20 protein-coding genes are annotated in these 24,543 nt (G+C 71.2%); 8 read left to right on the top strand and 12 right to left on the bottom strand.

Annotated elements, in window-relative coordinates; all coding sequences use genetic code 11:
• Positions 1-177 precede the first annotated feature (177 nt).
• Entirely contained in the window at positions 178-1,089 is a 912-nt protein-coding gene (locus V1457_RS12790; protein ID WP_338603823.1) for an SDR family oxidoreductase, read from the top strand.
• 175 nt (positions 1,090-1,264) lie between these two features.
• Here V1457_RS12790 and V1457_RS12785 read toward each other — a convergent pair whose 3' ends face one another.
• From V1457_RS12785 to V1457_RS12745, 9 genes are all read right to left on the bottom strand, one after another.
• Entirely contained in the window at positions 1,265-2,359 is a 1,095-nt protein-coding gene (locus V1457_RS12785) for a VanZ family protein (protein ID WP_338603821.1), read from the bottom strand.
• A gap of 185 nt (positions 2,360-2,544) precedes the next feature.
• Entirely contained in the window at positions 2,545-3,702 is a 1,158-nt protein-coding gene (locus V1457_RS12780; RefSeq protein ID WP_338604971.1) for a S8 family serine peptidase, read from the bottom strand.
• 402 nt (positions 3,703-4,104) lie between these two features.
• Positions 4,105-4,863, bottom strand: a complete 759-nt coding sequence (locus V1457_RS12775) for a succinate dehydrogenase/fumarate reductase iron-sulfur subunit (RefSeq protein WP_338603818.1) — start codon at positions 4,861-4,863, stop codon at positions 4,105-4,107.
• A gap of 64 nt (positions 4,864-4,927) precedes the next feature.
• The gene (locus V1457_RS12770; RefSeq protein WP_338603815.1) at positions 4,928-6,820 is read right to left on the bottom strand and encodes a fumarate reductase/succinate dehydrogenase flavoprotein subunit; all 1,893 of its coding nucleotides are present in this window, start codon (positions 6,818-6,820) and stop codon (positions 4,928-4,930) included.
• A gap of 10 nt (positions 6,821-6,830) precedes the next feature.
• The gene (locus V1457_RS12765) at positions 6,831-7,655 is read right to left on the bottom strand and encodes a hypothetical protein (RefSeq protein ID WP_338603812.1); all 825 of its coding nucleotides are present in this window, start codon (positions 7,653-7,655) and stop codon (positions 6,831-6,833) included.
• Positions 7,656-7,709: 54 nt separating this feature from the next.
• Complete coding sequence (locus tag V1457_RS12760) at positions 7,710-7,991, bottom strand: hypothetical protein (protein WP_200072677.1); 282 nt, start codon at positions 7,989-7,991, stop codon at positions 7,710-7,712.
• Between the two features lie 194 nt (positions 7,992-8,185).
• Positions 8,186-10,159 (bottom strand): ATP-dependent helicase, encoded by a 1,974-nt coding sequence (locus V1457_RS12755; RefSeq protein WP_338603809.1) that lies wholly within the window; start codon positions 10,157-10,159, stop codon positions 8,186-8,188.
• 276 nt (positions 10,160-10,435) lie between these two features.
• Positions 10,436-11,848, bottom strand: coding sequence for a xylulokinase (xylB, locus tag V1457_RS12750; RefSeq protein WP_338603806.1), 1,413 nt, complete (start codon positions 11,846-11,848; stop codon positions 10,436-10,438).
• 68 nt (positions 11,849-11,916) lie between these two features.
• On the bottom strand, positions 11,917-12,765 hold the full coding sequence (locus V1457_RS12745) for an SAM-dependent methyltransferase (RefSeq protein WP_338603803.1): 849 nt from the start codon (positions 12,763-12,765) through the stop codon (positions 11,917-11,919).
• 155 nt (positions 12,766-12,920) lie between these two features.
• On the opposite strand from V1457_RS12745, the gene V1457_RS12740 reads away from it, so the two are divergent.
• A complete protein-coding gene (locus V1457_RS12740; RefSeq protein ID WP_200072673.1) occupies positions 12,921-13,385 on the top strand; it encodes a (2Fe-2S)-binding protein in 465 nt (154 codons plus the stop codon).
• Positions 13,382-14,191 carry a xanthine dehydrogenase family protein subunit M gene (locus tag V1457_RS12735; RefSeq protein ID WP_200072672.1) on the top strand — a complete coding sequence of 270 codons (810 nt, stop codon included), beginning with the start codon at positions 13,382-13,384 and terminating at the stop codon, positions 14,189-14,191. Before V1457_RS12740 ends, V1457_RS12735 begins: the two co-directional genes overlap by 4 nt.
• Positions 14,192-14,303: 112 nt before the next feature.
• Here the strand turns inward: V1457_RS12735 and V1457_RS12730 are convergent, their stop codons facing one another.
• The 3 genes from V1457_RS12730 to V1457_RS12720 all read right to left on the bottom strand — a co-directional run bounded on the left by V1457_RS12730 (position 14,304) and on the right by V1457_RS12720 (position 16,603).
• The gene (locus V1457_RS12730; protein WP_200072671.1) at positions 14,304-14,669 is read right to left on the bottom strand and encodes a hypothetical protein; all 366 of its coding nucleotides are present in this window, start codon (positions 14,667-14,669) and stop codon (positions 14,304-14,306) included.
• A gap of 111 nt (positions 14,670-14,780) precedes the next feature.
• Entirely contained in the window at positions 14,781-15,416 is a 636-nt protein-coding gene (locus V1457_RS12725) for a response regulator transcription factor (protein WP_338604968.1), read from the bottom strand.
• Between the two features lie 8 nt (positions 15,417-15,424).
• Complete coding sequence (locus tag V1457_RS12720; protein ID WP_200072670.1) at positions 15,425-16,603, bottom strand: sensor histidine kinase; 1,179 nt, start codon at positions 16,601-16,603, stop codon at positions 15,425-15,427.
• A gap of 122 nt (positions 16,604-16,725) precedes the next feature.
• On the opposite strand from V1457_RS12720, the gene V1457_RS12715 reads away from it, so the two are divergent.
• The 5 genes from V1457_RS12715 to V1457_RS12695 all read left to right on the top strand — a co-directional run bounded on the left by V1457_RS12715 (position 16,726) and on the right by V1457_RS12695 (position 24,542).
• A complete protein-coding gene (locus V1457_RS12715) occupies positions 16,726-17,511 on the top strand; it encodes an ABC transporter ATP-binding protein (RefSeq protein WP_200072669.1) in 786 nt (261 codons plus the stop codon).
• Positions 17,508-19,952, top strand: coding sequence for an FtsX-like permease family protein (locus tag V1457_RS12710; RefSeq protein ID WP_338603793.1), 2,445 nt, complete (start codon positions 17,508-17,510; stop codon positions 19,950-19,952). The genes V1457_RS12715 and V1457_RS12710 overlap by 4 nt, the downstream gene beginning before the upstream one ends.
• 365 nt (positions 19,953-20,317) lie before the next feature.
• Positions 20,318-21,037, top strand: a complete 720-nt coding sequence (locus V1457_RS12705; protein ID WP_338603790.1) for an ABC transporter ATP-binding protein — start codon at positions 20,318-20,320, stop codon at positions 21,035-21,037.
• A complete protein-coding gene (locus V1457_RS12700; RefSeq protein WP_338603787.1) occupies positions 21,034-23,244 on the top strand; it encodes an ABC transporter permease in 2,211 nt (736 codons plus the stop codon). The genes V1457_RS12705 and V1457_RS12700 overlap by 4 nt, the downstream gene beginning before the upstream one ends.
• 128 nt (positions 23,245-23,372) lie before the next feature.
• The gene (locus tag V1457_RS12695; RefSeq protein ID WP_338603784.1) at positions 23,373-24,542 is read left to right on the top strand and encodes a cytochrome P450; all 1,170 of its coding nucleotides are present in this window, start codon (positions 23,373-23,375) and stop codon (positions 24,540-24,542) included.
• Position 24,543: the final 1 nt, after the last annotated feature.

Raw genomic sequence — 24,543 nt, 5'->3', positions numbered from 1 at the left:
AACCGGTGCGCCGTGGTGGTCCGAGCGATGGGCTCTTTCGCCCCGCCGGGCCTCCACTCGGGAAGTTCCGCATTCGGAAGGCTGCGCCGGAAAGGTCCGCGGGGGATCTACCGAAAGTAAGCTACTGGCAGTAGGCTACTTCGGAGTAGGTGTTCCGCTCGAGCGCAGGGAGTGCGTATGCCGCCGAAGATGTCCGGCAAAGTCGTCCTGATCACCGGTGCCGCCCGCGGCATCGGCGCGCAGACCGCCAGGGAACTCGCCCGGCGCGGCGCGACCCTGTCGCTGATCGGACTCGAACCCGGCGAGCTCGAAGCCGTCGCGGAAGAACTCGGCGAAGGCCACACCTGGTTCGAGGCCGACGTCACCGACCCCGACTCGCTGCAGGCCGCGGTGGAGGCCACCGCGACCGCGCACGGCCGGATCGACGCGGTGATCGCGAACGCCGGGCTCGCCCCGTTCGGCACCGTGCGCAGCGGGGACCCGCATTCGTTCACCAAGACCATCGACGTGAACCTCAACGGCGTGTTCCACACCGCGCGGCTCGCGCTGCCGCACGTCATCGAGCAGCGCGGCTACATCCTCGTGGTGTCCTCGCTGTCCGCGTTCGCACCGATCGGCGGGATGGCCGCCTACACCGCCAGCAAGGCGGGTGCCGAGGCGCTGGCCAGCGCACTGGCCAGCGAGGTCGGCCACCTCGGTGTCGCGGTGGGCAGCGCGCACCCGTCGTGGATCGACACCGACCTGGTGCGGGACGCCTCCGCGGACCTGCCCAGCTTCCGCCGGATGCGCCAGCGGCTGCCGTGGCCGATGCACGCGACGACCACCGTCGAGCAGTGCGGCACCGCCTTCGCCGACGCGGTGCAGCGGCGCGCCCGGCGGGTCTACGTGCCGCGTCCGATCATGCTGATGCACTGGCTGCGCAACCTGCCCGCGTCGAAGCTGGTGACGAGGCTGATGGCGCCCACGGTGCGCAAGCTCATGCCGCAGATGGAGCGCGAGGTCGCCTCCCTCGGGCGCTCGCTGAGCGAGCGCAACCAGACGTTGCAGGGTTCGCCGAAGCAGGACGCAGCGGAGCACAGCCGGGGCTGAGCGCGCACTCGAAGCCGCTGCGAAGGCTCGGTTCGCTGTTCGCCCGGTCAGCGGCGGAGCCGCTCCGGCAACCGTGCACGCAACCGGCACCGCCGCGGAGGTTCCGCTACCCGACCAGCTACGCGAACGGGAAACCGGTGGCCGGGCACGGGTGCGGCCGGCTCGGCCACCGGCGTCAGGGCCGCCGGGCGGGCTCGCGCACGGCCCGGTGCGGCGGGATCGGAGTGCGCGCGCCCGGCGTCCGCACCGGCAGGTCGCCGGTGCCGGGGTTGCGCGGTGCCGACGCGTTCGGCGCTGCCGCGGGCCGCGCCGCTGCGGACGGTGCCAGCTCAGGGCTCGGCGCCACCTTCGAGGCCGGGCCCACCTTCGAGGTCGGCCCCGCCTTTGAGGTCGGCGCTGCCTTCGAGGTCGTCGCTGCCGCTCGGCCGGGTGCCGCCGCAGGGCTCGAGGCCGGCGCTGCCACGCCGCTCGCCGCCATCGAGTCGGGTACCGCGGGCCTGGCCGCTGCCGCAGACACCGCCGTTGCGCTCGACACCGCCATAGGCCGCGACGCCACGGACCGCGGCGCAGCCACGGACCGGGGCGCACCCACGCGGACGGTCGGCGAACCGCCGGGGCTGCTCGGCGCGGCTCGCCGCCTCGCGGGCGTGCGCTCGTGCTCGATCTTCTCGATGATCCGCCACACCGTCTGCGTGGTCTCCGGCTCGGCCGGGCGGTGCGAGGGCCCCGGCAGCGGCTCGTACCCGCTCCACCACGGGGTGCACACCAGCAGTCCGCCCAACGTGGCGCCGAGGGTGTTGAGCACGACGTCGTCGGTCGATGCGACCCGGCCGGGGATGGCGAAGAACTGCACGGTCTCGATCACCAGCGCGGTCAGCAACCCGCCGATGACGATCTTGCCGAGGCCGTCGAACCAGCGCACCCGCAGCGGCACCAGCACCGCCACCGGCACCAGCAGCACCAGGTTCCCGGCGAGCTGCACCCACGGCTCGGAGTTGCCGGACCCGGCGGTCAGCGCGGTGTACAGGTCGTCGCCGACCTCCATCTTCACCTGGTCGGCGATCTCCGGCTGCGGGTAGAACACCAGGAAGCCGGTGAGCAGCACCGCGAACACCAGCAGCGCGTCGATCAGCGGGTCGCGCAGCGGCGAGACGGACCGCAGCCGGTTGCTGCGCACCGTCCCGGACAGCGCCGCCACCAGCACCGCCGACGGGAACAAGACTGTGAACGCCGGGATGAAACCGTCGAAGGCCAAAATAATCTGCTGCACTGTGCCGCTCTTCCTCTGGCCACTGCCAGCGCCGCAACGAACGTGTCCGGCAGGCGACCGCGCGCGAGGCGGTCACCTTCTGCGCTTGCCGCGCAAGGAATCGGCGGTCGGCATTGACCGATCCAGAAGGGCCCCGAACGAAGGGCCGGGCATCTGCGACACCCGGCCCTCTCGTTCGCGCGGAATCAGCTCGCCGGGACCTGCAGCAGGTCGGCGATGGTGCCCTGCGGAGCACCCTGGATGACGCCGACCGAAGCGGCGTCCTGCAGGCCCTTCACCGCGTCGGCCGGAGTGGCGCCCTGGTTGGCTTCCAGGAACAGCGCGGCGGCACCGGCGACGTGCGGGCTGGCCATCGAGGTCCCGTCCATCGCCTCGGAACCGCCGCCGGGGACGGTGGAGGTGATGCCGACACCGGGCGCGTAGCCCTCGACGGTCTGGCCGAAGTTGGTGAACTCGGCCGAGCCGTCCTGCTCGCCGGAGGCGGCCGTGGTGAACACGCCCTCGGCGCTGGCCGGGGAGGTGTTCTCCGCGTCCTGGCCCTCGTTGCCCGCCGCGACGGCGAGGAACACGCCCTGGTTGACCAGGCCGGTGGCGGCCTCGTCCAGCGCCGGGTCCTTGCTGCCGCCCAGCGACATGTTCGCCACCGACGGGCCGTTGGCGTTCTGCGCGACCCAGTCCATGCCCGCGATGATGTCGTCGGTGGTGCCGCTGCCGTCGTCGCCGAGGACCTTCACGCCGACCACGTTGGCCTGCTTGGCCACGCCGTAGGTCTTCGAGCCGACGGTGCCCGCGGTGTGCGTGCCGTGCCCCTGCACGTCCGAACCGTCGCCACCGGTCGCGTCGAAGCCGACCTTCGCCCGGCCTTCGAAGTCCGGGTGCCCGGCGTCGATGCCGGTGTCGATGATGTAGGCGGTGGTGCCCTGGCCGGTCTGCGCCGGGGCGTAGTTGCCGTCCAGCGGCAGCGCGGGCTGGTCCAGCCGGTCCAGGCCCCACGACTCGGCCGCGCCGGCGTGCGGGTTCTCCACCTGGATGCGGAAGGTCTGCGAGACGCCTTCGACGGACTTGTTCTTGCGCACGTCCTGCAGCTGCTGCGGGCCGAGCTTCGCGGAGAAGCCGTTGAGGGTGTTGTTGTAGACGTGCTTGGTCTGCACCCCGAGGTCCTTCGCGACCTGGGCCGCGTCCACCCCCGGCTTGAGGTTCACCACGAACGAGTCGCCCGCACCGGCGGCGTTGGCCGTGTGCATGGTCAGCGGGGCCAGTTCCTCCTGCGGCGCACCTTGGGCGGGGACCGTCGCCAGCAGCAGCGCCGCGGCCGACACGCCGGCCCCGGCACCGAACAGCATTTTCTTCACGAGATTCCCTCCGTCGCGAACCGCCCGAGTTTCCCGGCCGGCGGGGCCGCCCGGCTGCGGGCCGATTCCGTTGAATTGACTTCGGATAGATCCGAAGATATCGGCCTGATCGGGCCCGGCCAGGCCGCTGGCTAGAACCCGCCATAGCCCTGCGACGTGCGGCTACCCTCACGAACTCCAGGTTGACAGGGGTCAACTGGGGTTTTCCCGAATGCTGTGCGGGCTTATCCCGGAGTTTGCCATTGCCAGAAACGATTGATCGTTGCCAGAATTCCCATCAACGGTGCGCGCGACGTGTTCTTCGGCACATGCGAAAGCGCGGGAAAAACGTGGAGAACATCGGTTGAATCCGCGGTGCTCCGGCAGATCCCGGAGCACCGCGGGCCGGCGGCTTCAGTCCCGCTTGCGGCGGAAGAACCGCAGGACCGGGTCGTAGTGCCGGTCGGCGGCGCGCTCCTTGAGCGGGATGAGCGCGTTGTCGGTGATCTGGATGTGCTCGGGGCACACGTCGGTGCAGCAGCGGGTGATGTTGCACAGGCCGAGCCCGTGCTCGTCGCGGGCCTCGCTGGCCCGGTTCGGCCCGCCGCGTTCGCGGCTGTCCAGCGGGTGCATCTCCAGCTCGGCGCCCCGCATCAGGAACCGGGGCCCGGAGAACGCCTCCTTGTTCTCCGCGTGGTCGCGGATCACGTGGCAGGTGTCCTGGCACAGGAAGCACTCGATGCACTTGCGGAACTCCTGCGAGCGCTGCACGTCGACCTGCTGCATCCGGTACTCACCGGGTTCGAGGTCCGCAGGCGGCTGGAACGCGGGCACCTCGCGGGCTTTGACGTAGTTGTACGAGACGTCGCAGACCAGGTCCTTGATCACCGGGAACGTCCGCATCGGCGTCACGGTGATCACCTCGTCGCGGGCGAAGGTGGACAGCCGCGTCATGCACAGCAGCTTCGGCTTGCCGTTGATCTCCGCGGAGCAGGAACCGCACTTGCCCGCCTTGCAGTTCCAGCGCACCGCCAGGTCCGGGCATTCGGTGGCCTGCAACCGGTGCACCAGGTCCAGCACCACCTCGCCCTCTTCGGCTTCGACGGTGTGCTCGCGCAGCTCGCCGCCCTCGGCGTCGCCGTGCCACACCCGCAAGTGCGCCTGGTAACCCATAGCCGTAACCCTTCCTCAGCCGTTCGCGGCCGCCCGATTCCTCAGCCGTCGGCGGCCCGATTAGTCAGCCGTTGGCGGCAGCCAACTCTTCTTCCGTGAAGTACTTGCCGAGCTCCTCGGTCGCGAACAGCTCCAGCAGGTCCTGGCGGACCGGGAGCTGCCGCTGCTCGCGCACGTCAACACCCCGATCGGCCATCGAGCACACCAGCAGCGCGCGGCGCCACGCCGATTCCATCGACGGGTGGTCGTCGCGGGTGTGCCCGCCGCGGCTCTCGGTGCGCAGCAGCGCGGCGCGGGCGACGCATTCGCTGACCAGCAGCATGTTGCGCAGGTCCAGCGCCAGGTGCCAGCCCGGATTGAACTGCCGGTTGCCCTCCACGGCCAGGTTCGCGGCCCGCTCCCGCAGGTCGTGCAGCCGCTGCAGCGCGGACTGCATCCGCTCCTCGACCCGGATGATGCCGACCAGGTCGTTCATCACCTGTTGCAGCTCGGCGTGCAAGGTGTACGGGTTCTGCGCGGCGTCGTGCTCCGCGGCCACGTCGAACGGCCGCTCCGCCCGCCGGGCCGCATCGTCCACATCGGACGAACGGATTTCCGGGAACACCCCGCCCGCCAGGTATTCGACGGCGCCGAGCCCCGCGCGGCGGCCGAACACCAGCAGGTCGGACAGCGAGTTGCCGCCCAGCCGGTTCGAGCCGTGCATCCCGCCCGCGACCTCACCGGCCGCGAACAACCCCGGCACGCCGGATGCCGCGGTGTCCGGGTCCACCTCCACGCCGCCCATCACGTAGTGGCAGGTCGGCCCGACCTCCATCATCTCGCCGGTGATGTCCACATCGGCCAGCTCGCGGAACTGGTGGTGCATCGACGGCAGCCGCCTGGTGATCTCGTCCGGGGTCAGCCTGCTGGCGATGTCCAGGTACACCCCGCCGTGCTCGGAGCCGCGGCCCTGCTGGATCTCGCTGTTGATGGCACGGGCGACCTCGTCGCGGGGCAGCAGCTCCGGCGGGCGGCGGTTGGTGTCCGGGTCGGAGTACCAGCGGTCGGCCTCGGCCTCGTCGTCGGCGTAGGAGTCCTTGAACACGTCCGGGATGTAGTCGAACATGAAGCGCCGGTTCTCGGAGTTGCGCAGCACTCCGCCGTCGCCGCGCACCGACTCGGTGACCAGGATCCCCTTCACGCTCGGCGGCCAGACCATGCCGGTCGGGTGGAACTGCACGAACTCCATGTTGATCAGCGACGCGCCCGCGCGCAGCGCCAGCGCGTGCCCGTCGCCGGTGTACTCCCACGAGTTCGAGGTGACCTTGAACGACTTGCCGATGCCGCCGGTCGCCATGATCACCACCGGCGCGCGGAACAGCGCGTACCGGCCCGTTTCCCGCCAGTACGCGAACGCCCCGGCGATGCGTCCGTCCGGGGCGTCCTTGAGCAGCTCGGTCACCGTGCACTCCTGGAAGACCTTCAGCTGCGCCTCGTAGTCGCCGTGCGCGGCGTAGTCGTCCTGTTGCAACGAGACGATCTTCTGCTGCAGCGTGCGGATCAGCTCCAGCCCGGTGCGGTCCCCGACGTGCGCCAGCCGCGGGTACTCGTGCCCGCCGAAGTTGCGCTGGCTGATCTTGCCGTCGGCGGTGCGGTCGAACAGCGCGCCGTAGGTCTCCAGCTCCCAGACCCGGTCCGGGGCCTCCTTCGCGTGCAGCTCCGCCATCCGCCAGTTGTTCAGGAACTTCCCGCCGCGCATGGTGTCGCGGAAGTGCACCTGCCAGTCGTCGCGGGAGTTCACGTTGCCCATCGAGGCAGCGATGCCGCCTTCGGCCATCACCGTGTGCGCCTTGCCGAACAACGACTTGCACACCACCGCCGTGCGCAGCCCGCGCATCCGGGTCTCGATGGCCGCGCGCAGCCCGGCTCCGCCCGCGCCGATCACGATGACGTCGTAGTCGTGCCGTTCGATCTCCATCCGCGCCCTCTCAGTTGAACAATCTCAGGTCGCCGATCGCGCCACTGGCGATCAGCAGCACGTACAGGTCGACCACCGCCACCGACACCAGCGATGCCCAGGCCAACTGCATGTGCCTGCCGTTGAGCCAGGTGGCCTTGGTCCACAGCCAGTAGCGCACGGGGTGCCGGGAGAAGTGGTTGATCCGCCCGCCGACCAGGTGCCTGCACGAGTGGCAGGACAGCGTGTAGGCCCACAGCAGCACCACGTTGACGACCATGAGCAGGGTGCCGAGCCCGGCGCCGAACCCGCCGTCCGCGCCGCGGAACGCGATCGCGGTGTCGTAGGTGAGCACGGCCGCCACCAGCAGCGCGGCGTAGAAGAAGTAGCGATGCGCGTTCTGCAGCTTCAGCGGGAACCGCGTCTCACCCGTGTAGTAGCTGTGCGGCTCGGTGACCGCGCACGCCGGCGGCGCCGCCCAGAACGAGCGGTAGTACGCCTTGCGGTAGTAGTAGCAGGTCAGCCGGAAACCGAGCACGAACGGCAGCACGAACACCGGCGGCGGCAGGAACGGCCCGAGTGCCGGGAACCACTGGCCCCAGTGGCTGGCGCCCGGCACGCACGCCGCGCTCAGGCACGGTGAGTAGAACGGCGCGAGGTAGTGGTACTCGGGCACCCAGTAGTAGTCGTTCATGAACGCGCGGATCGCGCCGTAGATCACGAACAGGCCCAGCGCGACGGCCGTGACCAGCGGTTGCAGCCACCACCGGTCGGTGCGCCGGGTGCGGGGCTCGGTGCGGCCGGGCGGGCGGGATGGCTCGACGCTGGACGGGTCGGTACCGGGGAGTGCGGACATTGCTGACCTCGTTGTCGGTGTCCGGTGAGTGGTCGGTGCCCCAGTGCCCGCGCCCTAATGCGGCTGCCAGCCTCCGACACCTTCGTCGTCGGAGTCCTGCCACAGCGAGCGGTCGTAGGGCGTGTCCGGGACGAGCACGGTGTCGCCGGGGGTGGTTTCCGTGCGCGGCGCGGGCAATGCCGACAGCTCGGAGAGGTCGATCTCGAGCCGTTCGACATCGTTGCTCAACCTGCGCACCGCCGCAGCGTTTCCGTAGCGGGTGCGCAGCACTCCGACGCTGCTGCGCAGCTGACCTAGGAGGCGCTGCGCATCGCTCAGTTCGGTGCTCGAAGCCATGGGCGCGAACCTCTCGTGCGGTGGTGGGCGCATCGACCTGTTCGAGAGTGCCGCGCAGTCAAGATTGTGACAAGAGCCACAAGCGCTTCCCGCGCAATTTCCCTCGACCGAGCCGGGGCCGGTAACTCAAGCAGCGCTGCCCCGCGGGGACCAGTAGTGCAGCCCAGGCCCAGAGTCGCGGGTGCGCGGACGTCTCAGGTCTCGGACACGGTTTTGGGGAAGCCGATCCAGAGGGTGTCGCGGGCGCGGGTCAGGGCGACGAGTTGTGCGCGTTCGCCGCGCTCGTGCTGGTCGCGCAGCCGGTCGTCGCCGTTGTCCCCGGCGGGTAGTTCGGGCACGAAAACCGCGCGGAATTCCAGTCCTTTCGCGCGGAACACGGTGCCGACCTTGACCTTGCCGTCGCGTTCGCCGACGTGCTCTTCCAGGTCGGCGACCGCGATGCCCGCCGTGCGCAGCACCGCGCGCCAGCGCTTGGCTTCGGACTTGCCGAAGGTGAGCACCGCGATGTCGTCCGGTGCCACCTCGCCGAGGCCGCGCAACGCGCACACCACCGCCTGCTCGTGCTCGTCCGGCGGCCCGCGCCACGGCACGACCTCGCCGCCGCGCAAGGTCGCAACGGCCTCGCGCAAGGAGAAACCGGCCGCGCCGTCGAGGTCGTCGACCTGGTTCGAGGCGTCGAACCGCTTGGCCCAATCCAGGATCCGGGAGGCGTTGCGGTAGTTGTTGCGCAGCACCTCGCCGCGCCCGCGGATCGGGATCCCGGCATCGGACAGCCGCCAGCCACCCGCGTAGATCTGCTGCTGCCCGTCCCCGACGAGCAGCAGCCGGTTCGGCCCGTCGCCTGCCATCGAGCGCAGCAGGCGCAGGCCGGTGAGCGTGATGTCCTGGACCTCGTCGACGACGACGGCGGCGGGCGGCTGGTCCAGCGGCCGGTGCTCCAGCTCGGCGTACGCCTCGGCCAGCAGGTCGTTGAAGTCGTGCAGGCCCTTCTCGCGCAGGTATTCCTCGTACTGCGCGTAGAGCCGCCACACCAGGTCGCGGTCGCCGCCGCGGTCGACCCGCATTCCCCGGCCGGTGCGCTGCACCGCCTGGTACTCCTGCGGGTCGCGCAGGCCGCGGCCCTTGATCACCCGGTCGATCTCGTCGCGCCAGTAGTCCGGCCGCGGGTTCAGCTCGCTCAGCCTGCCGTCCTTGCCGATCTTGCCCCACGCCCGGTAGAAGCAGCTCAGCACCGCGCCCTGCGGCACGCTGCGGTTGCGGCCGCGGTCCCGCAGCAACCGGCTCGCCCAGCTGTGCAGCGTGCTGAACTCGGCCCGCTCGGCCAGTTCCGGCGCGAGCCTGCGGAACAGCCGCTGCTGGATCGGCGGCAGGTTGCGCGCGTAGGTGGTGAACAGCAGCGGACCGGTGCTGCGCCTGCCCAGGTGCACCAGCCGGTGCAGCGCCACCACGGACTTGCCGGTGCCCGCGGGGCCGCTGATGCGCGCCGGGCCGCTGTAGTCGCGGCGCACCATCGCCGACTGCGAGTCGTCCAGGAACGTCAGCCACGACTCGAAGGGACCGTCCAGTGCGGCGTCGAACCGGTCGCGGGCGAGTTCGGACAGGTCGAACAGCTCGGCGCCATCGGCGGGCTCGGCGTCGGATTCCTCGCACGGCGTCAGTTCGACGAAATCGTCGCTCGCGGCCAGGTGCGCGGCCAGCGACTCGGCGTCGCGCTTGGTCAGCCGCCGCTCGCCGCGCTCCAGCAATCGGCCCAGCACGGACTCGGACACCGTGAGGTGGTGGCCGATGGAGCGCTTCGACATCTCCCGGCCTTCGGGCAGCACGACCACCGGCCGCACGACGGCTTCGCTGACCGTGCCTGCGGCCACGCGCAAGCCGAGGAACACGTCCGCGGCCGCGCGCAAGGCTTTCCGGGTTTCGTCGAGTTCCGGTTCCGCGTCCCGGACTGCGACCGCGAGCACGCCTTGCGGCCCGATCAGCAGCAAGTCGGCGCGGCCCGGCGGAGTGGCCGGGAAGTCCTTGTGCGCGTAGGTGCGCCAGCCGCGCCTGCTCTCCACCAGGAATCGGGCCAGCACCCGGCGTTTCCAGCGCGGCAACGCCGGAAATCCGGCGATGGCCCGCTCGGCCGCGCGGCGCAGGCGTTCTTCCCGGTGATTCGTGCTCGGCAATTCGCACCCCCTGCAGCGTTGATGATCAACGCTAGCGGGGCGCGTGGACGCCGGTCAGCGCTCGCCGGAGTGGATCACCCGATCGCCGGAGGGCACCTCGGCGGAAAAGGGCCGCACACCACCCGTCCGGGCCTTACGGACGATCGCGATTGCGCCATTCGCTCGGCGAGTTGCGGCCAATGGCCCATTGGTTCGGCACGATCCGTGCTGCCGACGGCGCACCGCTGCGGCGATTCGATGTGCACGGGCCCACGGAAGTGTGGTCGGAAACGACGGTCAGAAGCCGTGCACCTGCCGGCGGGCGGTTCGGTAGGCGTGCCGGACGGCTTCGCCCTGGTAGATCTTCTCCGCCGCGCAATGCTCCGAGTTCAACGGCCACTCCGGTGGAGCCGCCGATCCGGAAGCAGCCCACGCGGCCTGCTTCGCCGCGCCGAGCGCCACGTATTCCGCGCTGCGCGGCACTTCCACCGGGACGCCGAACAGCGACGGCGCCACCGCTCGCACCGCCGCTGACTCGCTGGCGCCGCCGATCAACAGCACCCGGCGCACCTGCACTCCCGTGCGGCGCAGCGACTCGATGCCGTCGGCGAGCCCGCACAGCATTCCTTCGACGGCGGCGCGCGCGAGGTTCTCCGGCGTCATGTTCGCGCCGCGCAGACCGGTGAGCGTGCCTGCAGCGGCGGGCAGGTCGGGCGTGCGCTCCCCTTCCAGGTAAGGCAGCAGGCTCAGCCCGCCCGCACCGGGCTGCGCTTCGAGCGCGAGCCGGTCCAGGCCCGCCAGGTCGGTGCCGAGCATCTCCGCGGTCCCGGTCAGCACGCGGGCCGCGTTCAGCGTGCACACCAGCGGGAGGAACCTGCCGGTGGCGTCGCAGAAACCGGCCACTTCCCCGGTTTCGTCCGCGCCGGGCTGCTCGGCGACGGCGAACGCGGTGCCGGAAGTTCCCAGCGACACCACCACGTCACCCGGACCGGCACCGAGTCCCAGCGCCCCGGCCATGTTGTCGCCGGTGCCCGCGCCGATCACCGCCCCGTCCAGCGAGCCGAAACCGGTGACCCGGCCCGCCGATTCCGCAGGACCCAGCACGTCCGGAAGCTGCGGCGTGCGGCCGCCCATCGCCTCGGTGAGCAGTTCCGGCAGCCAGCGGCCGGTGGACGGCGCGAAGTAGCCGGTGCCGGAGGCGTCCCCGCGGTCGGTGCAGGCCCGCTGCGGACGCCCGGCGAACAGCCAGCTGACCCAGTCGTGCGGCAGCAGCACCTGCGCGACCCGATCGGCGTGGTGCGGTTCTTGCTCGGCCAGCCAGGCCAGCTTGGTGAGCGTGAAGCTGGCGACCGGCACCAGCCCGGTGCGTTCGGCCAGCTCGGCGGCGCCGTAGCGCTCGATCAGCGCGCGGGCCTGCGGCGCGGAACGGGTGTCGTTCCACAGCAAGGCGTCCCGCACCGGGCTGCCCGCCTCGTCCAGCGCGACCATGCCGTGCTGCTGACCGGCCACCGACAGCGCTTCGATCGGGCCGGGCGCGTCCGCGGCGGCCTGCTCGACGGCTTCCCGGGCGGCCCGCCACCACGCCCACGGGTCGACCTCGGTGCCGACGGGGTGCACGGCTTTGCCGGTGGCGAGGACCTCGCCGTCTTCGGCGTCGGCCACCACGGCCTTCGTCGACTGGGTAGAGCTGTCGATGCCGAGAACGAGCACGGTTGGCCTCTCGAAGATCTCCCGGTCCGCGCGCGGACCATTCAGTGTTTGCAGCCGCCCGCGGACCGTCAGGGTTTGCGGCCCAGCCCGCCGAGCACCAGGTTCTGGCCGGGTTCGAGGGCGTGCATCGAGGGCCCGTCCGGCCACCAGTCTGCCGCGCGGACGAAGCCCGGCGGAACGATCTCGGTGCCGTCCAGCAGCGCGGTGATCTCCGCGGCGGTGCGGAACCGGCCGGAGCCCAGCAGCCGCAGGGCCGCGTCTTCCAGTTCACCGGCCACTTCCGCGGCAGGCTCACCGGGTTCGGGCCGATGCAGATGGCTCACCGCGACGTAAGAACCCGAAGGCACGGTTCCGAGGCAGCGCGCCACGGTGCCCCACGGATCCTGCTCGTCGTGCAGGTGGTGCAGCGAAGCGGCGTGCAGCACCGCCACCGGCCGGGACAAGTCGATGTTGCGCGCCACCACGGGGTGCGCGAACAGCTCCTCGGTCCGGGTGAAGTCGGCCAGCGCGAAGTGCGTGTGGTCGTTGTCCGCCAGCAGCGCCTTGCCGTGCGAATGCACCATCGGGTCGTGGTCGATGTAGACGACCACCGCCTCCGGATTGGCGCGCTGAACCACCTGGTGGGTGTTCTCGTCGGTCGGCAATCCGGAGCCGCAGTCCAGGAACTGGTCGATCCCGGCGACCACGGCCAGATAGCGCACCACGCGGATGAACCACTGCCGGTTGTCCCGCGCCGCGAGGTGCGCGGTGGGCGACAAGCGCCGGATCTCGTCCACTACCGCGCGGTCGACCGCGTAGTTGTCCTTGCCGCCGAGCATCGCGTCGTAGCAGCGCGCCACGCCCGGGTTGCCGGTGTCCAGCCGGCTCGTGTCGAGCGGGCCGGTTCGCTGCAGCGCAGCGCTGGGCCGGTCGGGCATCCAACACCTCGCAGCGCTTTACGACACCAAGACTGTCGCAAGCAGTATAGGCACGCCGATCGCCCGTTCCGAACAAGTGGGCGCTATCGAACCCTGATCAGCGCGCCCGCAGCCAGCTAAGCTCGATCTCAATCAGACGTGAGAGGGAGCACAGGTTGCACGTCCAGATCAACCTCAACGGCACCGAACAACGACACGAGATCGCCGATCGCACGCTGCTGGTGCACCACCTGCGGGAGAACTGCGGCCTCACCGGCACGAGCACCGGTTGCGACACCACGTCCTGCGGTGCGTGCACCGTGCTGCTGGACGGCGAGTCGGTCAAGTCGTGCACGGTGCTGGCAGCGCAGGCCGACGGGCACCAGGTCACCACCATCGAAGGGCTCGCGGACGGCGACGAGCTGCACCCGGTGCAGCGCGCCTTCCAGCAGCACCACGGCCTGCAGTGCGGTTTCTGCACGCCGGGCATGGTGCTGGCGTCGGTCTCGCTGCTGCAGGAGAACCCGGCGCCGACCGAGCGGCAGGTCCGCGACGGCCTCGAGGGGAACCTGTGCCGGTGCACCGGATACCAGGGCATCGTCGAGTCGGTGCTGGCCGCCGCTGAGGAGGGCGATCGATGATCCCCGGTTCGTTCACCTACCACCGCGCGGAGTCCGTGGACGACGCGCTGTCCCTGCTGGCCGAGCACGGCGAGGACACGAAGCTGCTCGCGGGCGGGCATTCGCTGCTGCCGCTGATGAAGCTGCGGCTGGCGGCGCCGGAAGTCGTCGTCGACCTGACCGCGTTGCGGGACCTCTCGTTCGTCGAGGACGCGGGCGACGCGGTGCGGATCGGCGCACTGACCCGGCACCACGACCTCGCGAACTCGGATCTGCTGACGCGCGAGGTGCCGCTGCTGGCGCACGCGGCGGGCACGATCGGCGATCCGCAGGTGCGCCACCGCGGCACCATCGGCGGCTCGATCGCGCACGGCGACGCGGCAGCGGACCTGCCCGCGGTGGCGTTGGCACTGGACGCGGCGCTGGTGCTGCGCGGGCCGGACGGGAACCGCGAGGTCGCGGCGAGCGAGTTCTTCGTCGACTTCTTCGAAACCGCGCTGGAGCCGGGCGAAATCCTCACCGAGATCCGGGTGCCGAAGCACTCCGGCGGCTGGGACTTCCAGAAGTTCACCCGCCGCGCCATCGACTGGGCGGTGGTCGGCGTGGCCGTGGCCGGGGACGCGGTCGCGCTGGTGAACATGGGCCCGACGCCGATGCGCGCGAGCGCGGTCGAGTCCGCGCTGGCCGCGGGCGCCTCCCCCGCCGATGCGGCCGAGCACGCGGCCGAGGGCACCTCGCCCGCCGACGAGCCCGAAGCTTCCGCCGAGTACCGGCGGCACCTGGCGAAGGTCCTGGTCCGCCGCGCGCTGGAGCACTCCCGCAGCTGACCTGTCGCCCCGCCGGGAACGGCTCGGCGGGGCGGGGTGCACCTGAAACCCGGCATCGAGCCGGTCAGCGGCCGGCGGACGTCCTGCCGGGCCGCAGGCCCGCTCCGCTGGGTCAGGCCGGGCCGTCGATGGTCAGCTCGCAGGTGACCGGTTCGCCGGGCTGTCCTCGTTCGGTCACCCGTTCCTTGCCTTCGACCAGCACCTCGCAGGTCAGGGCCGAAGCGGGCGAATCCGGCGTGACGACGAACTTCGCCGGACCGCCCATCGGCGCCCACTTCTCCCGGTGCGGCACGCCGACCGGCTCCGGCGCCTGATCCTTGGAGTCCGAAGTGGACTTCTGCACGGTGCCGCTTTCCCCGGCAGGTCCCGATACTTTCAACTCCACCTCGTAGGCGGTTTGCTCCGGAGGATTGCTGCCGCACGCGGTGAGGCCGACGAGGGCGAGTGCAGGTACGGCCAACACGAGTGAACGTTTCAAGGGATGAGCTCCTTCACGCCGAGGGCGGTCGATCCGTCGGACGACGAAGGTATTGATCACCCCGCGAGGCGCGGATCTGCCGGACGGCCGGTTTCGGCCGGAAACCTCCGCCTATCGGCCGAGGATCTTCGACTGCCAGGCCCACGCCGCGATCTCCACCCGATTCCGTACGTCCAATTTGGACTGGACGCTCGCCAGGTGGGTCTTGACCGTGCCGACCGAGAGGAACAGCTGCTCGGCGATCTCGGCGTTGGTGGCCCCGGTGGCGACCAGCCGGGCGACGTCGAGCTCGCGCGCCGACAGCGGATTGGGCAGGTCCGCGGGCGGTTCAGCCGCGGAGCGGTTGCGCAGCAACTTCACCGTGATCGCCGGGCTGACGAGCGCGTCGCCCGAGGCCGCCGCCCGCACGGCCTCGAGCAGCAGCGCCGCGCTCGCGGTCTTGAGCACGAAACCGCTGGCGCCGCCGTTGAGCGCGCGGTGCACGTACTCGTCGTCCTCGAAGGTCGTGACGACCACGACCTTGGGCGGATCGACCGCGCCCGGGACGTTGATCCGCTGCAAGGCGTCCAAGCCGTCCAGCCGGGGCATCCGGATGTCCATCAGCACCACGTCCGGCCGGAGCCGCTCGATCTGCTCCAGCGCCTCCACACCGTCGGAGGCCTTGCCGACCACCGCGATGTCGTCCTCGGCCGAGAGGATCATCTCGAAACCGGTGCGGACCATGGTCTGGTCGTCCGCGATGAGCATGCTGATCGTCACGCTGTACCTCCGTTCGACGGCAGCGGCATCCGGGCTTCGAGCGCCCAGCCGCCCTCCGCGCAGGGCCCGTCCTCGAACTCGCCGCCGACTTCGGCGACGCGGTCGCGCAGACCGCGCAGACCGAAGCCGCTCCCGGGCATCTTGCCAACCGCACCGTCGTCGCCGACGCGCACCAGCAGCTCGGAATCCGCGCGCTGGACGTCGATCCGCACGGTCGTCACGTGCTGGCCGTGCTTGCGGACGTTGGTGAGTCCTTCCAGGACGATCCGGTGCGCGGTGGAACCGATCGCGGGCGGGATCCCCTCGGTCGAACCGCGCAGCGCCAGCCGCGCGTCCGGCCCCAGCTCGCGGTTGAACCGCTCGACCATGGTGGCGATCTCGTCGATGGTGGCCAGCGGCGCAGTGGTCGGACCGTCCTCGGCGCGCAGCAGGCCGACCATGCGGTGCAGCGATTCCATCGCTTCGGTACCGGCTTCGGCGATGCCGTCCAAAGTGTCCAGTGCTTGCTGCGGTGACCGGGCGGCGATCGCCTGCGCGCCGCGCGCCTGCACCACCATGCCCGTCACGTAGTGGCCGACGAAGTCGTGCAGGTCGCGGGCGAACTCGGTGCGCTGGAGCAGCCGTTCGTGCTCGATCTCGCGCAGCCGCGCCCGGCGGGCCAGTCGCGCGGCCAGGCCGATCGTGCAGGACAGCACCACGCAGCACAGCAGCAGGAACGCGATCACCAGCTCGGTCAGCTTGCCGCGTCCGATCGCGGGTTGCGCCACGACCACCGGGATCACGACCACCGCCGCGGCCGCCACCCAGCGCTTCTCCGCCCGCCACACCACCAGCCCGAGCAGGATCAGCAGCGCGGCCGTCGGGGTGAGCACCGCCAGCGCGGCGTCGGGACGATCTTGCGACTCCCCGGGCCGGTACGCGGTGTAGTACACGGCGGCCACGATCACGGCGACGGCGATCGTGACCCCGGGCAGCGAGCGAGCGCCGGCCCGCGGAGCGATCAGCAGGGCCACCGCGGCGATCGGCCCGGTCGACATGATCACCGCGGGCGGCCACCTCGCACCGTCGAAGCCCTCGTAGATCACGTGCTCCAACAGCATCAGCGCCGGCGTAGCCAGCACGATGCCGAACAGCCAGAGCGCCGACTGCCACGCGGACTTACCGGGGAACAGCACGAGCCCGCATCCTAGACAGCCGATCTCCGCCGTTTGCATCAGCCGAAAGGCAGAGCGCTTCGCCGCGAAACCGGTCGGCGGACGGAGGTGGACCGCGCCCACGACCGGACAGGCTCCTGGACATGAGCCACAACAGCCGACCAGCGAGCACGGTCGGGACAACCGCGAATCCCGGTCCGGCCATCGCGGTCGAAGCGGTCGACCTCGTCAAGACCTACGGCACCGGCCGGACCGAAGTGCGCGCGTTGGACCACCTCTCCATCCGATTCCCCGCATGCGGTTTCAGCGCGGTGATGGGGCCTTCGGGCTCCGGCAAATCGACGTTGTTGCAGTGCGCGGCGGGTCTGGACACCCCGACCGGTGGGAGTGTGCTGCTCGGCGGCGTCGACCTGGCCACGTTGCGGGACGACGAGCTCACCCGGGTCCGGCGGGAGCGGATCGGGTTCGTGTTCCAGCAGTACAACCTGCTTCCCGAACTCACCGCGGAGGAGAACATCGTGCTGCCGGTCCAGCTCGCCGGACGCAGGCCGCAACGCGGCGCGGTCGGCGAGCTGGCCGAACGACTGGGACTGTCGGGCCGCTTGATGCACCGGCCCGCGGAGATGTCCGGTGGGCAGCAGCAACGGGTTGCGCTGGCCCGCGCGCTGCTCACCCGGCCCGAGGTCGTCTTCGCCGATGAACCGACCGGGAACCTGGACACGCGGGCGAGCGAAGAGATCCTGGGCCTGCTGCAAGCGTCGGTGCGCGAACTCGGGCAGACCGTCGTGATGGTGACCCACGATCCGATAGCCGCCTCGTACGCCGACGGTGTCGTGCTGGTCGCGGACGGGCAGGTGGTCGACACGCTCGTCCGGCCCGACGCCTCCCGGATCGCGCACTCGATGCGGCTGCTGGGGCAGGACCGATGAGCGCCGTCGTTCCGCACCTGCGTGCCGTCCGGCGGACTCCGGCGCGGTTGGTGCTGTGCGGGCTGACGATCGCCTTGGCCGCCTTGTTCATCACCGGCACGCTGCTCGGCCGGGACATGGCGATGCGCACGATCACCAGTGAGCTGACCTCGATCCCGGATGCGGCGTCCGCGGTCGTGCAGTCCCCGTCCGGATACGGCCCCGCGCAGCTGGACCGGATCGAGGACTTTCCCGGCGTGACCGAGGCGACCGGCCGGGTGAGCGGATCGGGCCTGGTCGGGAGCGTGGAGGTCGAACTGACCGCCGATCCGGGGCAGGGGCCGCTGAGCCGGGTCCAGGTCGAGGCCGGCACGTATCCGCGTGCTCCGGGAGAGGTGGCGGTGTCCGAGCGCGCCGCCGAGCGGCTGGGCTTGCACGTCGGCGACGCGGTCGATTTCGCCGTGCAGGACGGCGGGGCGCCGCACTCGTTGACGGTGACCGCACTCGTGGATTCCCCGTCAGCGGACGGAGTTGCGCTTTACGCCCCGGATCGGGAAGTGCTCACCCGCACCGCTGCGGAACTGTCGCGGGTAGACCTCACCGGGGACGTGCCCGCGATCATGCAGAGTGCCCAGCCGACGGCGATGACCGTGCTCTCCGCCGCGGACGCGCGGCAGGCCGAAGTGCGCCAGAGCCAGGACACGGTCGACCGGGTTTCCGTGCTGCTCAGCGCGTTCGTGGTGCTGGCGGCGCTCGCGTCGATCATGGTCGCGGTATCCGCCTTCCGGATCGTCTTCGCGCAGCGCATCCGGCACCTCGCCATGCTGCGTGCGCTGGGCGCCACCCGCGGTGGGCTGCGTCGGGCGCTGGTCGCTGAGGGCGCGAGCACCGCATTGATCGCGGGTGCAGCCGGGACCGCGCTGGCCGTCGGGATCAGCAGGCTCGTGCCGCTGGTCGCACCGGTCGCAGCGGCCTCTCCCTCCCCGCTGATGCTGGGGTCGGTGCTGGTGGGAGTCGTGGTCGCGGTCGTCCTCGCCGTGCTGGCCCCGGCCCGCGACGCGGCGCGGGTGTCCCCGCTGGAAGCGCTGCGGTCGACGACCCGGCCGAGCGAGCACAAGGCCGGGACGGCGACCCGGACCGTGGTCGGTGCCGCGCTGCTGGCGGTGGGGGTGCTGCTGATGGCCCTCGCGGTTTCCCAGGGACTGCTTTCGCGCTATCGCCCGGCCGGGAGCACCGAAGATCTCGTGCTGTTCGGGGTGCTGGCCGCCGCCGCGTGGTTCGGCGCGTACCTGGCGTTCGCGCCGCGTCTGGTGCGCCCGGTGCTCGCCGGAGCGCACCGCTCGGTGCGGCGGCTCGGCCCGGTCGCGACGTTGGCCGTGCGCAGCGCGGGAGGTATGCCGCGCCGGGCGGCGGCGGTGTCCTCGGTGGTGGCGCTGGCCGCGACGCTGCTCATCGCGGCGCTCACCGCCGGGGAAACCATGCGCGAGCACAACGAGGCGAGTTCGGCCGCGGAGTACACCGCGGGCATCGAGGTACGAGCCCCCGAAGGGGCAACACTGCCCGCTGACCTGCCCGGGGCGCTCTCGGCCGATCCCGCGGTGGGCACGGTCGTCCCGTATCGCGCCGTTCGGTTGCAGCTGGGTGCCCCGGGCGGATCGACGAACTTGGAAGTCTCGGACCTGCCGATCACCCAGCTGCCCAGGTCGGCGGACATTGTGGCCGGTGACGGGTCACTGCACGACCTCGGACCGGGAACGCTCGCGGTCTCCGACGGCTTCGCGAGCAAGAACCGGGTCGGCGTCGGCGATTCGGTCCTGCTCGGCGATCGCAGAATCCGGGTCGCGGCAGTGGTCGTCGGGCAGCGCATCGGCGGCTCGCAGGTCCTTGCGCACTCATCGGACCTCAACGCCCTCGGGATCGACCCGGCGCCTACCGGGGTCATGATCGACGCGGGCGGCAGGGGCATGGCAGCGGCGCAGTCCGCGGTCGGCGCCCACACCGGCAACAGCCCGGAACTGGAGATCAGCGTGCTCGACGACCTCCGCGCCGAGCAGTCCGGCCTGGTCCGGCAGGTCACCGGCAGCGCGTTGGCACTGATCGCGCTGACCGTGTTCGTCGCCATCGTCGGGGTCGGTACCACCGCGACCTTGTCGGTACTCGAGCGCGGCCGGGAAAGCGGCGTCTTGCGCGCGGTGGGCCTGTCCCGCAACGGCTTGCTCACCGTCCGGATCGGCGAGTCCGCCATGCACGGCGTGCTCGGAGTGGTCTTCGGGCTGCCGCACGGCGTCCTGCTGGGTGCACTGCTGATCACCGCACTGGTTCCGGAGGCGCCACTGGCGATACCGGTCCTCGCGTTGCCCGCGGTTTGCGGCGGACTCGTCGCGGTGGCCGCGGCGGCGGGCTTCCTGCCGTCCCGCCGCGCCAGCAGGACACCTCCGGCCACGGCGACCAGGGAAACCTGAGTCCGTCCGCCCGGAGGGTGCGTACGGCTGCTTCGGGGCTCGTCGAATCAGCAGTACCAGGGTTCGCCGATGGGCGATCCATCCGGTCGGCGGCGGAACCGCTCCAACGATGACCACGCGAGCAACGGCACCGTCGCTCGTGGCGGTTTCCTCGCGGGGACAGCGGTTTCGCCGCGCGGAGCCCGAAGGGCTCTGAGCCGTTCCACAGGCCGATCGGCCAGCGACTCCGGCCGACCGGACGACCGGGGATGACCGCGCGGTCGAGGTGTGTCCCCACCGGCTGCTGCGAACGTTCTCCTCGATCGAATTCCGCGCCAGGATCCTGCTCCACCACGGCGCGCACATCGACCGAGGGGAATGGACAAGTGCACCAAGGACGCACACCGGCGGGGAACCCGGTTCTGGTCGGCAACGGACTGGCGAAGCAGTACGGCGAGCACTGGGCACTGGGCGGCGCGGACATCGCGGTCCAGGCCGGTGAAGTGCTGGCGATCGTGGGGCCGTCCGGGTCCGGCAAGACCACGATGCTGCACGTGCTCGCCGGGATCCTGCGCCCGGACCGCGGGGAGGTCAGCCTCGAGGGGCGCCGCATCGACCAGCTCACCGAAACCAAGCGCAGCGAATTGCGCAGGCACGAGTTCGGCTTCGTGTTCCAGCAAGGCATGCTCGTCGGTGAGCTGACCGCCGAGGAGAACGTGGCGCTGCCGCTGCTGCTCGGCGGCACCGACCGGCGCAAGGCCACCGGCACCGCCCGCGAATGGCTGGCCGGGCTGGGCCTGACCGGCATGGAGCAGCGCCTGCCCGGCCAGCTGTCCGGCGGGCAGGCGCAGCGCGTGGCGATCGCGCGGGCGATGGCGCACCAGCCGAAGGTGATCTTCGCGGACGAGCCGACCGGCGCGCTGGACACCCGCACCGGCGAAGCGACGATGAGCGCGCTCGCGGGCAGCGCGAGCCGTTCCGGAGCCGCGGTCATCGTGGTCACCCACGACCGTGAGCTGGCCGCCCGGTGCGGCCGCGTGGTGGAGATCCGCGACGGGCTCATCGCGAACAACGTGCCCGCGCGCGACGGGGCGGTGGCCGGATGAACCCCGTGCAGCTGGCCTTGCGGGTGCTGCGGCACGACTCCCGCACCCGCACTTCGGCAATCCTCACCGCCCTGGGCGTGACGGTGGCGACCGCGCTGGTGCTGATCCTCACGGCACTGCCGCACGCCGCGCACGCGCGCACCGAACGCTCGTCCTGGCAATACGGGCACCCGGGCGTCTCCGACACCGGAGGGGTGGAGCTGGCCTCGCAGGACTACGTGCGGGGCGAATTCATCACCAGGCTGGACGTCTCCGGCGCCACCGGCGGCGGGAACGCCCCGAAGTACCCGGCTCCCGGCGAGGTGCTGCTGTCCCCGGCGCTCGCGCAGAAAGCTGGAGAACTGCCGGACAACGCGCTGGCCGATCGCTTCCCCGAGCGCATCGCGGGCACGATCGACCCGCAGCAGCTGCGCTACCCGGAACAGCTCGTCGCGATCGTCGGGCACCCGAAGGGCGCTCTGGACGAAGCCACCGCGATCGCGCATGGCGCTTCGCTGGTGGAAGTCGAGGCGTCGTCCGAGGACTGGCTGTTGCAGCCGATGGCGTGGTTCGGCCTGTTCGTGCTCGCCGCTCCCAGCCTGGTGCTGGTCGCATCGGCCTCGCGGCTGACCGCGGCACGCCGGGAACGCCGGATGGCCTCGTTGCAGATGGCGGGCGCGACACCGTCCCAAGTGGTCTCGACGGTGGCCGCGGAAACCGGGCTCGCCGCCGTCGCCGGAACCGTGGCGGGGCTGCTGTTCATCTGGCCGCTGCGGTATCTGATCGCCATGATTCCCTGGGGCAACGGCACCTGGTTCCTCAGCGACATCACTCCGTCGGCGTCGGCGATGCTCGGCGTGGCGATCGGCGTTCCCGCGCTGGTGGTGGCCTCGTCGGTGCTGGGCACCCGGCGGGCCGTGCGCTCGCCGCTGAGCGCGGCCACCCAGCAGCAGCGCAGCAGGCCCAAGGCGTGGCGGCTGCTGATCATCGCCGTGGTCGCCGGGCTGTTCGTGTTCGGCATGACGAAGTACGACGAGGGCGCGGGGTTCCTGGTGCTCGTCGTCCCGATCGCCGCGATCATCTGGTCGTTCTCGCTGATCGGCCCGTGGATCACCGCCACCATCGGCCGGCTGTTCAGCAAGCTGTGGCGCCGTCCTTCGGTGCTGCTGGCGGGCAGGCGGCTCATCAGCGATCCGAAGGGTGCCTACCGGTCGACCTCCGGGATGGTGCTCGCGGTGTTCATCGGGTCGATCGCGCTGACGGCGTTGCCCGCGATGACCGCGAGCGCCAAATCCTTGGGCAGCACGGACAAGGCCGGCGTGATCCTCGCGGACGTGCCCGGCAGTCAAGCGCCCGAGCTGCGGCAACGTCTCGACGCCGAGCTGGCGCAGCAGGGCGTGCAGGCCACCGCCGCCGGCTACGAGCAGGTCAGCATCGAGGGGCCCGGCGGCGCGGTCACCAACGGTCTGCTCATCGACTGCCAGGCGGCTCGCGAGGTGACCTCGTACCAGCCCTCGTGCGCGGGGCCGCCCGGCATCCATACGCCGATCGATGTGCCGAAGTCGGATCTCACCGTCACCCCGGCCATCTTGGCTTCCAACGGCGAGCCGCCCGCCACCCCGGTGCCGCAAGGAACTCCGGTCAGCCATGAGCCGAATCTGCAGACGGTGATCATCGATCGGAGCGCCGTGCCCGCGCTGGCGGGCTCGACGCAGACCACGCTGTCCGTGCTGCCACCCACCGAAGCCGACCGGGCGAAGGTGCGCACCGCCATGGCGCGAGTGGCCCCCGGCGCGGACATCGAGTCGATCGAGTCGCGCAACGTCGCAGGACAGGTCATGACCGGGGACCTGCACCGGATCACGGTGATCGGGTTGTCGATCGCGTCGGTGCTCGCGGCGGGCAGCGCGGCGATCACGGCCGCGGGTTCGGTCATCGATCGGCGACGCACGCTGGGCGCGCTGGTCGCCGCCGGAACGCAGAGCAAGGTGCTGGTCCGCGCCCTGCACACCGAGGCGGCGCTACCGGCGCTGGTCGCGGCGGGCATGGCGACCGCGGCAGGTGCCGGGGTCAGCCTCGGGTTGCTCAACGTCATGGGGCAGAGCACCACGCTGACGCTCTCGATCCTGGCCCCGATCGTGCTCGGCCTGCTGGTGGCGGCGCTGGCGGCGGCGGCGAGCGGGCTGATGCTGCGCAAGATCATCGCGGAGCCGCTCGCCGACGAGTAGCGGAATCCGCGAGCGGGGAACTCGACGACGGCGGCAAGCGCACCCTGCGCCTGCCGCCGTCGCTCGTGCACCTGACGTGGCCCGTTCGGCGACCGCCCGGCCCGGCCCCGTTGTCGTAGATTCGAGGCATGGCACCGGTCGAGCTCGGCGACGACTTCGTGACCGCCCCGGTCGCGACCTACGCGAAGCTGCGCGAGCAGGGTTCGGTGCACCGCGCGATCACCCCGGACGGCGCCGCGGTGTGGCTGGTGACCCGCTACGAGGACGTGCGCGCGGCGCTGGCCGATCCCCGGTTGTCGCTGGACAAGGCACACGCGCGGGACGGCTACCAGGGCTTCGCGCTACCGCCCGCGCTGGACGCGAACCTGCTGAACATGGACGCCCCGCGGCACACCAGGCTGCGCCGGATCACCGCGCAGGCGTTCCGGGTGCACCACCTGCGGCCGCAGGTCGCCGCACTCGCCGAAGAACTGATCGACGAGTTCGCCGACTCCGGACACGCCGACCTGATGACGGCCTACGCGGGACCGCTGCCGATCGCGGTGATCTGCGAACTGCTCGGAGTCCCCACCACCGACCGTCCCGATTTCCGCGCGTGGACCGACGAAATGCTCGCGCCGAGCAGCAGGCGCTCCGCCGCGGACGCGCTCGACTCGCTGCACCGCTTCCTGGTGGAGCTCGTCGCGGCCAAGCGCGCCGACCCGGGCGGCGACCTGATCAGCAACCTGCTCGCGCAGCGCGACCAGGAGCGGCTGACCGAGGACGAGCTGACCTCCACCGCGTTCCTGATGCTCTTCGCCGGGTACGAGAACACGGTGAACCTGCTGGGCAACGGCATGGCGGTACTGCTGTCGCACCCCGACCAGCTGGGCACGCTGCGCGCCGACCCGCCGCTGCTGCGCTCCGCGGTCGACGAGCTGCTGCGCTTCGACCCACCGCCGCAGACGGCGATCCGCCGCTTCCCGATCTCGGACGTGCGGATCGGCGGAGTCACCGTGCCCGCGGGAGAAACGGTGCTGCTGTCGCTGGTCTCGGCGCACCACGACCCCGAGGTGTTCACCGCCCCGGACATGCTGGATGTGACCCGCGGCGACAACCCGCACCTGGCGTTCGGCAACGGCCCGCACTTCTGCCTGGGCGCCCCGCTGGCCCGGATGGAAGCCGAGATCGGGTTCGAGACCCTGCTGCGGCGATTGCCGGACCTCGCGCTGGCGGTGCCGCCGGATCAGCTGCCGTGGCGTGCGTCGTTCCGCAACCGCGGGCTGCTGGAACTGCCGGTCGCGTTCACCGCGAGGTGAG

It is taken from the genome of Saccharopolyspora sp. SCSIO 74807, from assembly GCF_037023755.1.
Lineage (GTDB): Bacteria > Actinomycetota > Actinomycetes > Mycobacteriales > Pseudonocardiaceae > Saccharopolyspora_C > Saccharopolyspora_C galaxeae.
Note: the sequence above shows the minus strand (reverse complement) of the source record. Positions and strands in the feature narration are given on the sequence as shown.

Coding starts and splice junctions, on each gene's coding strand:
- V1457_RS12735 (WP_200072672.1), top strand. CDS start 13,382: ATGATCCCCGGTTCGTTCACCTACCACCGCGCGGAGTCCGTGGACGAC.
- V1457_RS12725 (WP_338604968.1), bottom strand. CDS start 15,416: ATGCTCATCGCGGACGACCAGACCATGGTCCGCACCGGTTTCGAGATG.
- V1457_RS12790 (WP_338603823.1), top strand. CDS start 178: ATGCCGCCGAAGATGTCCGGCAAAGTCGTCCTGATCACCGGTGCCGCC.
- V1457_RS12780 (WP_338604971.1), bottom strand. CDS start 3,702: ATGCTGTTCGGTGCCGGGGCCGGCGTGTCGGCCGCGGCGCTGCTGCTG.
- V1457_RS12765 (WP_338603812.1), bottom strand. CDS start 7,655: ATGTCCGCACTCCCCGGTACCGACCCGTCCAGCGTCGAGCCATCCCGC.
- V1457_RS12715 (WP_200072669.1), top strand. CDS start 16,726: ATGAGCCACAACAGCCGACCAGCGAGCACGGTCGGGACAACCGCGAAT.
- V1457_RS12760 (WP_200072677.1), bottom strand. CDS start 7,991: ATGGCTTCGAGCACCGAACTGAGCGATGCGCAGCGCCTCCTAGGTCAG.
- V1457_RS12770 (WP_338603815.1), bottom strand. CDS start 6,820: ATGGAGATCGAACGGCACGACTACGACGTCATCGTGATCGGCGCGGGC.
- V1457_RS12695 (WP_338603784.1), top strand. CDS start 23,373: ATGGCACCGGTCGAGCTCGGCGACGACTTCGTGACCGCCCCGGTCGCG.
- V1457_RS12745 (WP_338603803.1), bottom strand. CDS start 12,765: ATGCCCGACCGGCCCAGCGCTGCGCTGCAGCGAACCGGCCCGCTCGAC.
- V1457_RS12775 (WP_338603818.1), bottom strand. CDS start 4,863: ATGGGTTACCAGGCGCACTTGCGGGTGTGGCACGGCGACGCCGAGGGC.
- V1457_RS12710 (WP_338603793.1), top strand. CDS start 17,508: ATGAGCGCCGTCGTTCCGCACCTGCGTGCCGTCCGGCGGACTCCGGCG.
- V1457_RS12700 (WP_338603787.1), top strand. CDS start 21,034: ATGAACCCCGTGCAGCTGGCCTTGCGGGTGCTGCGGCACGACTCCCGC.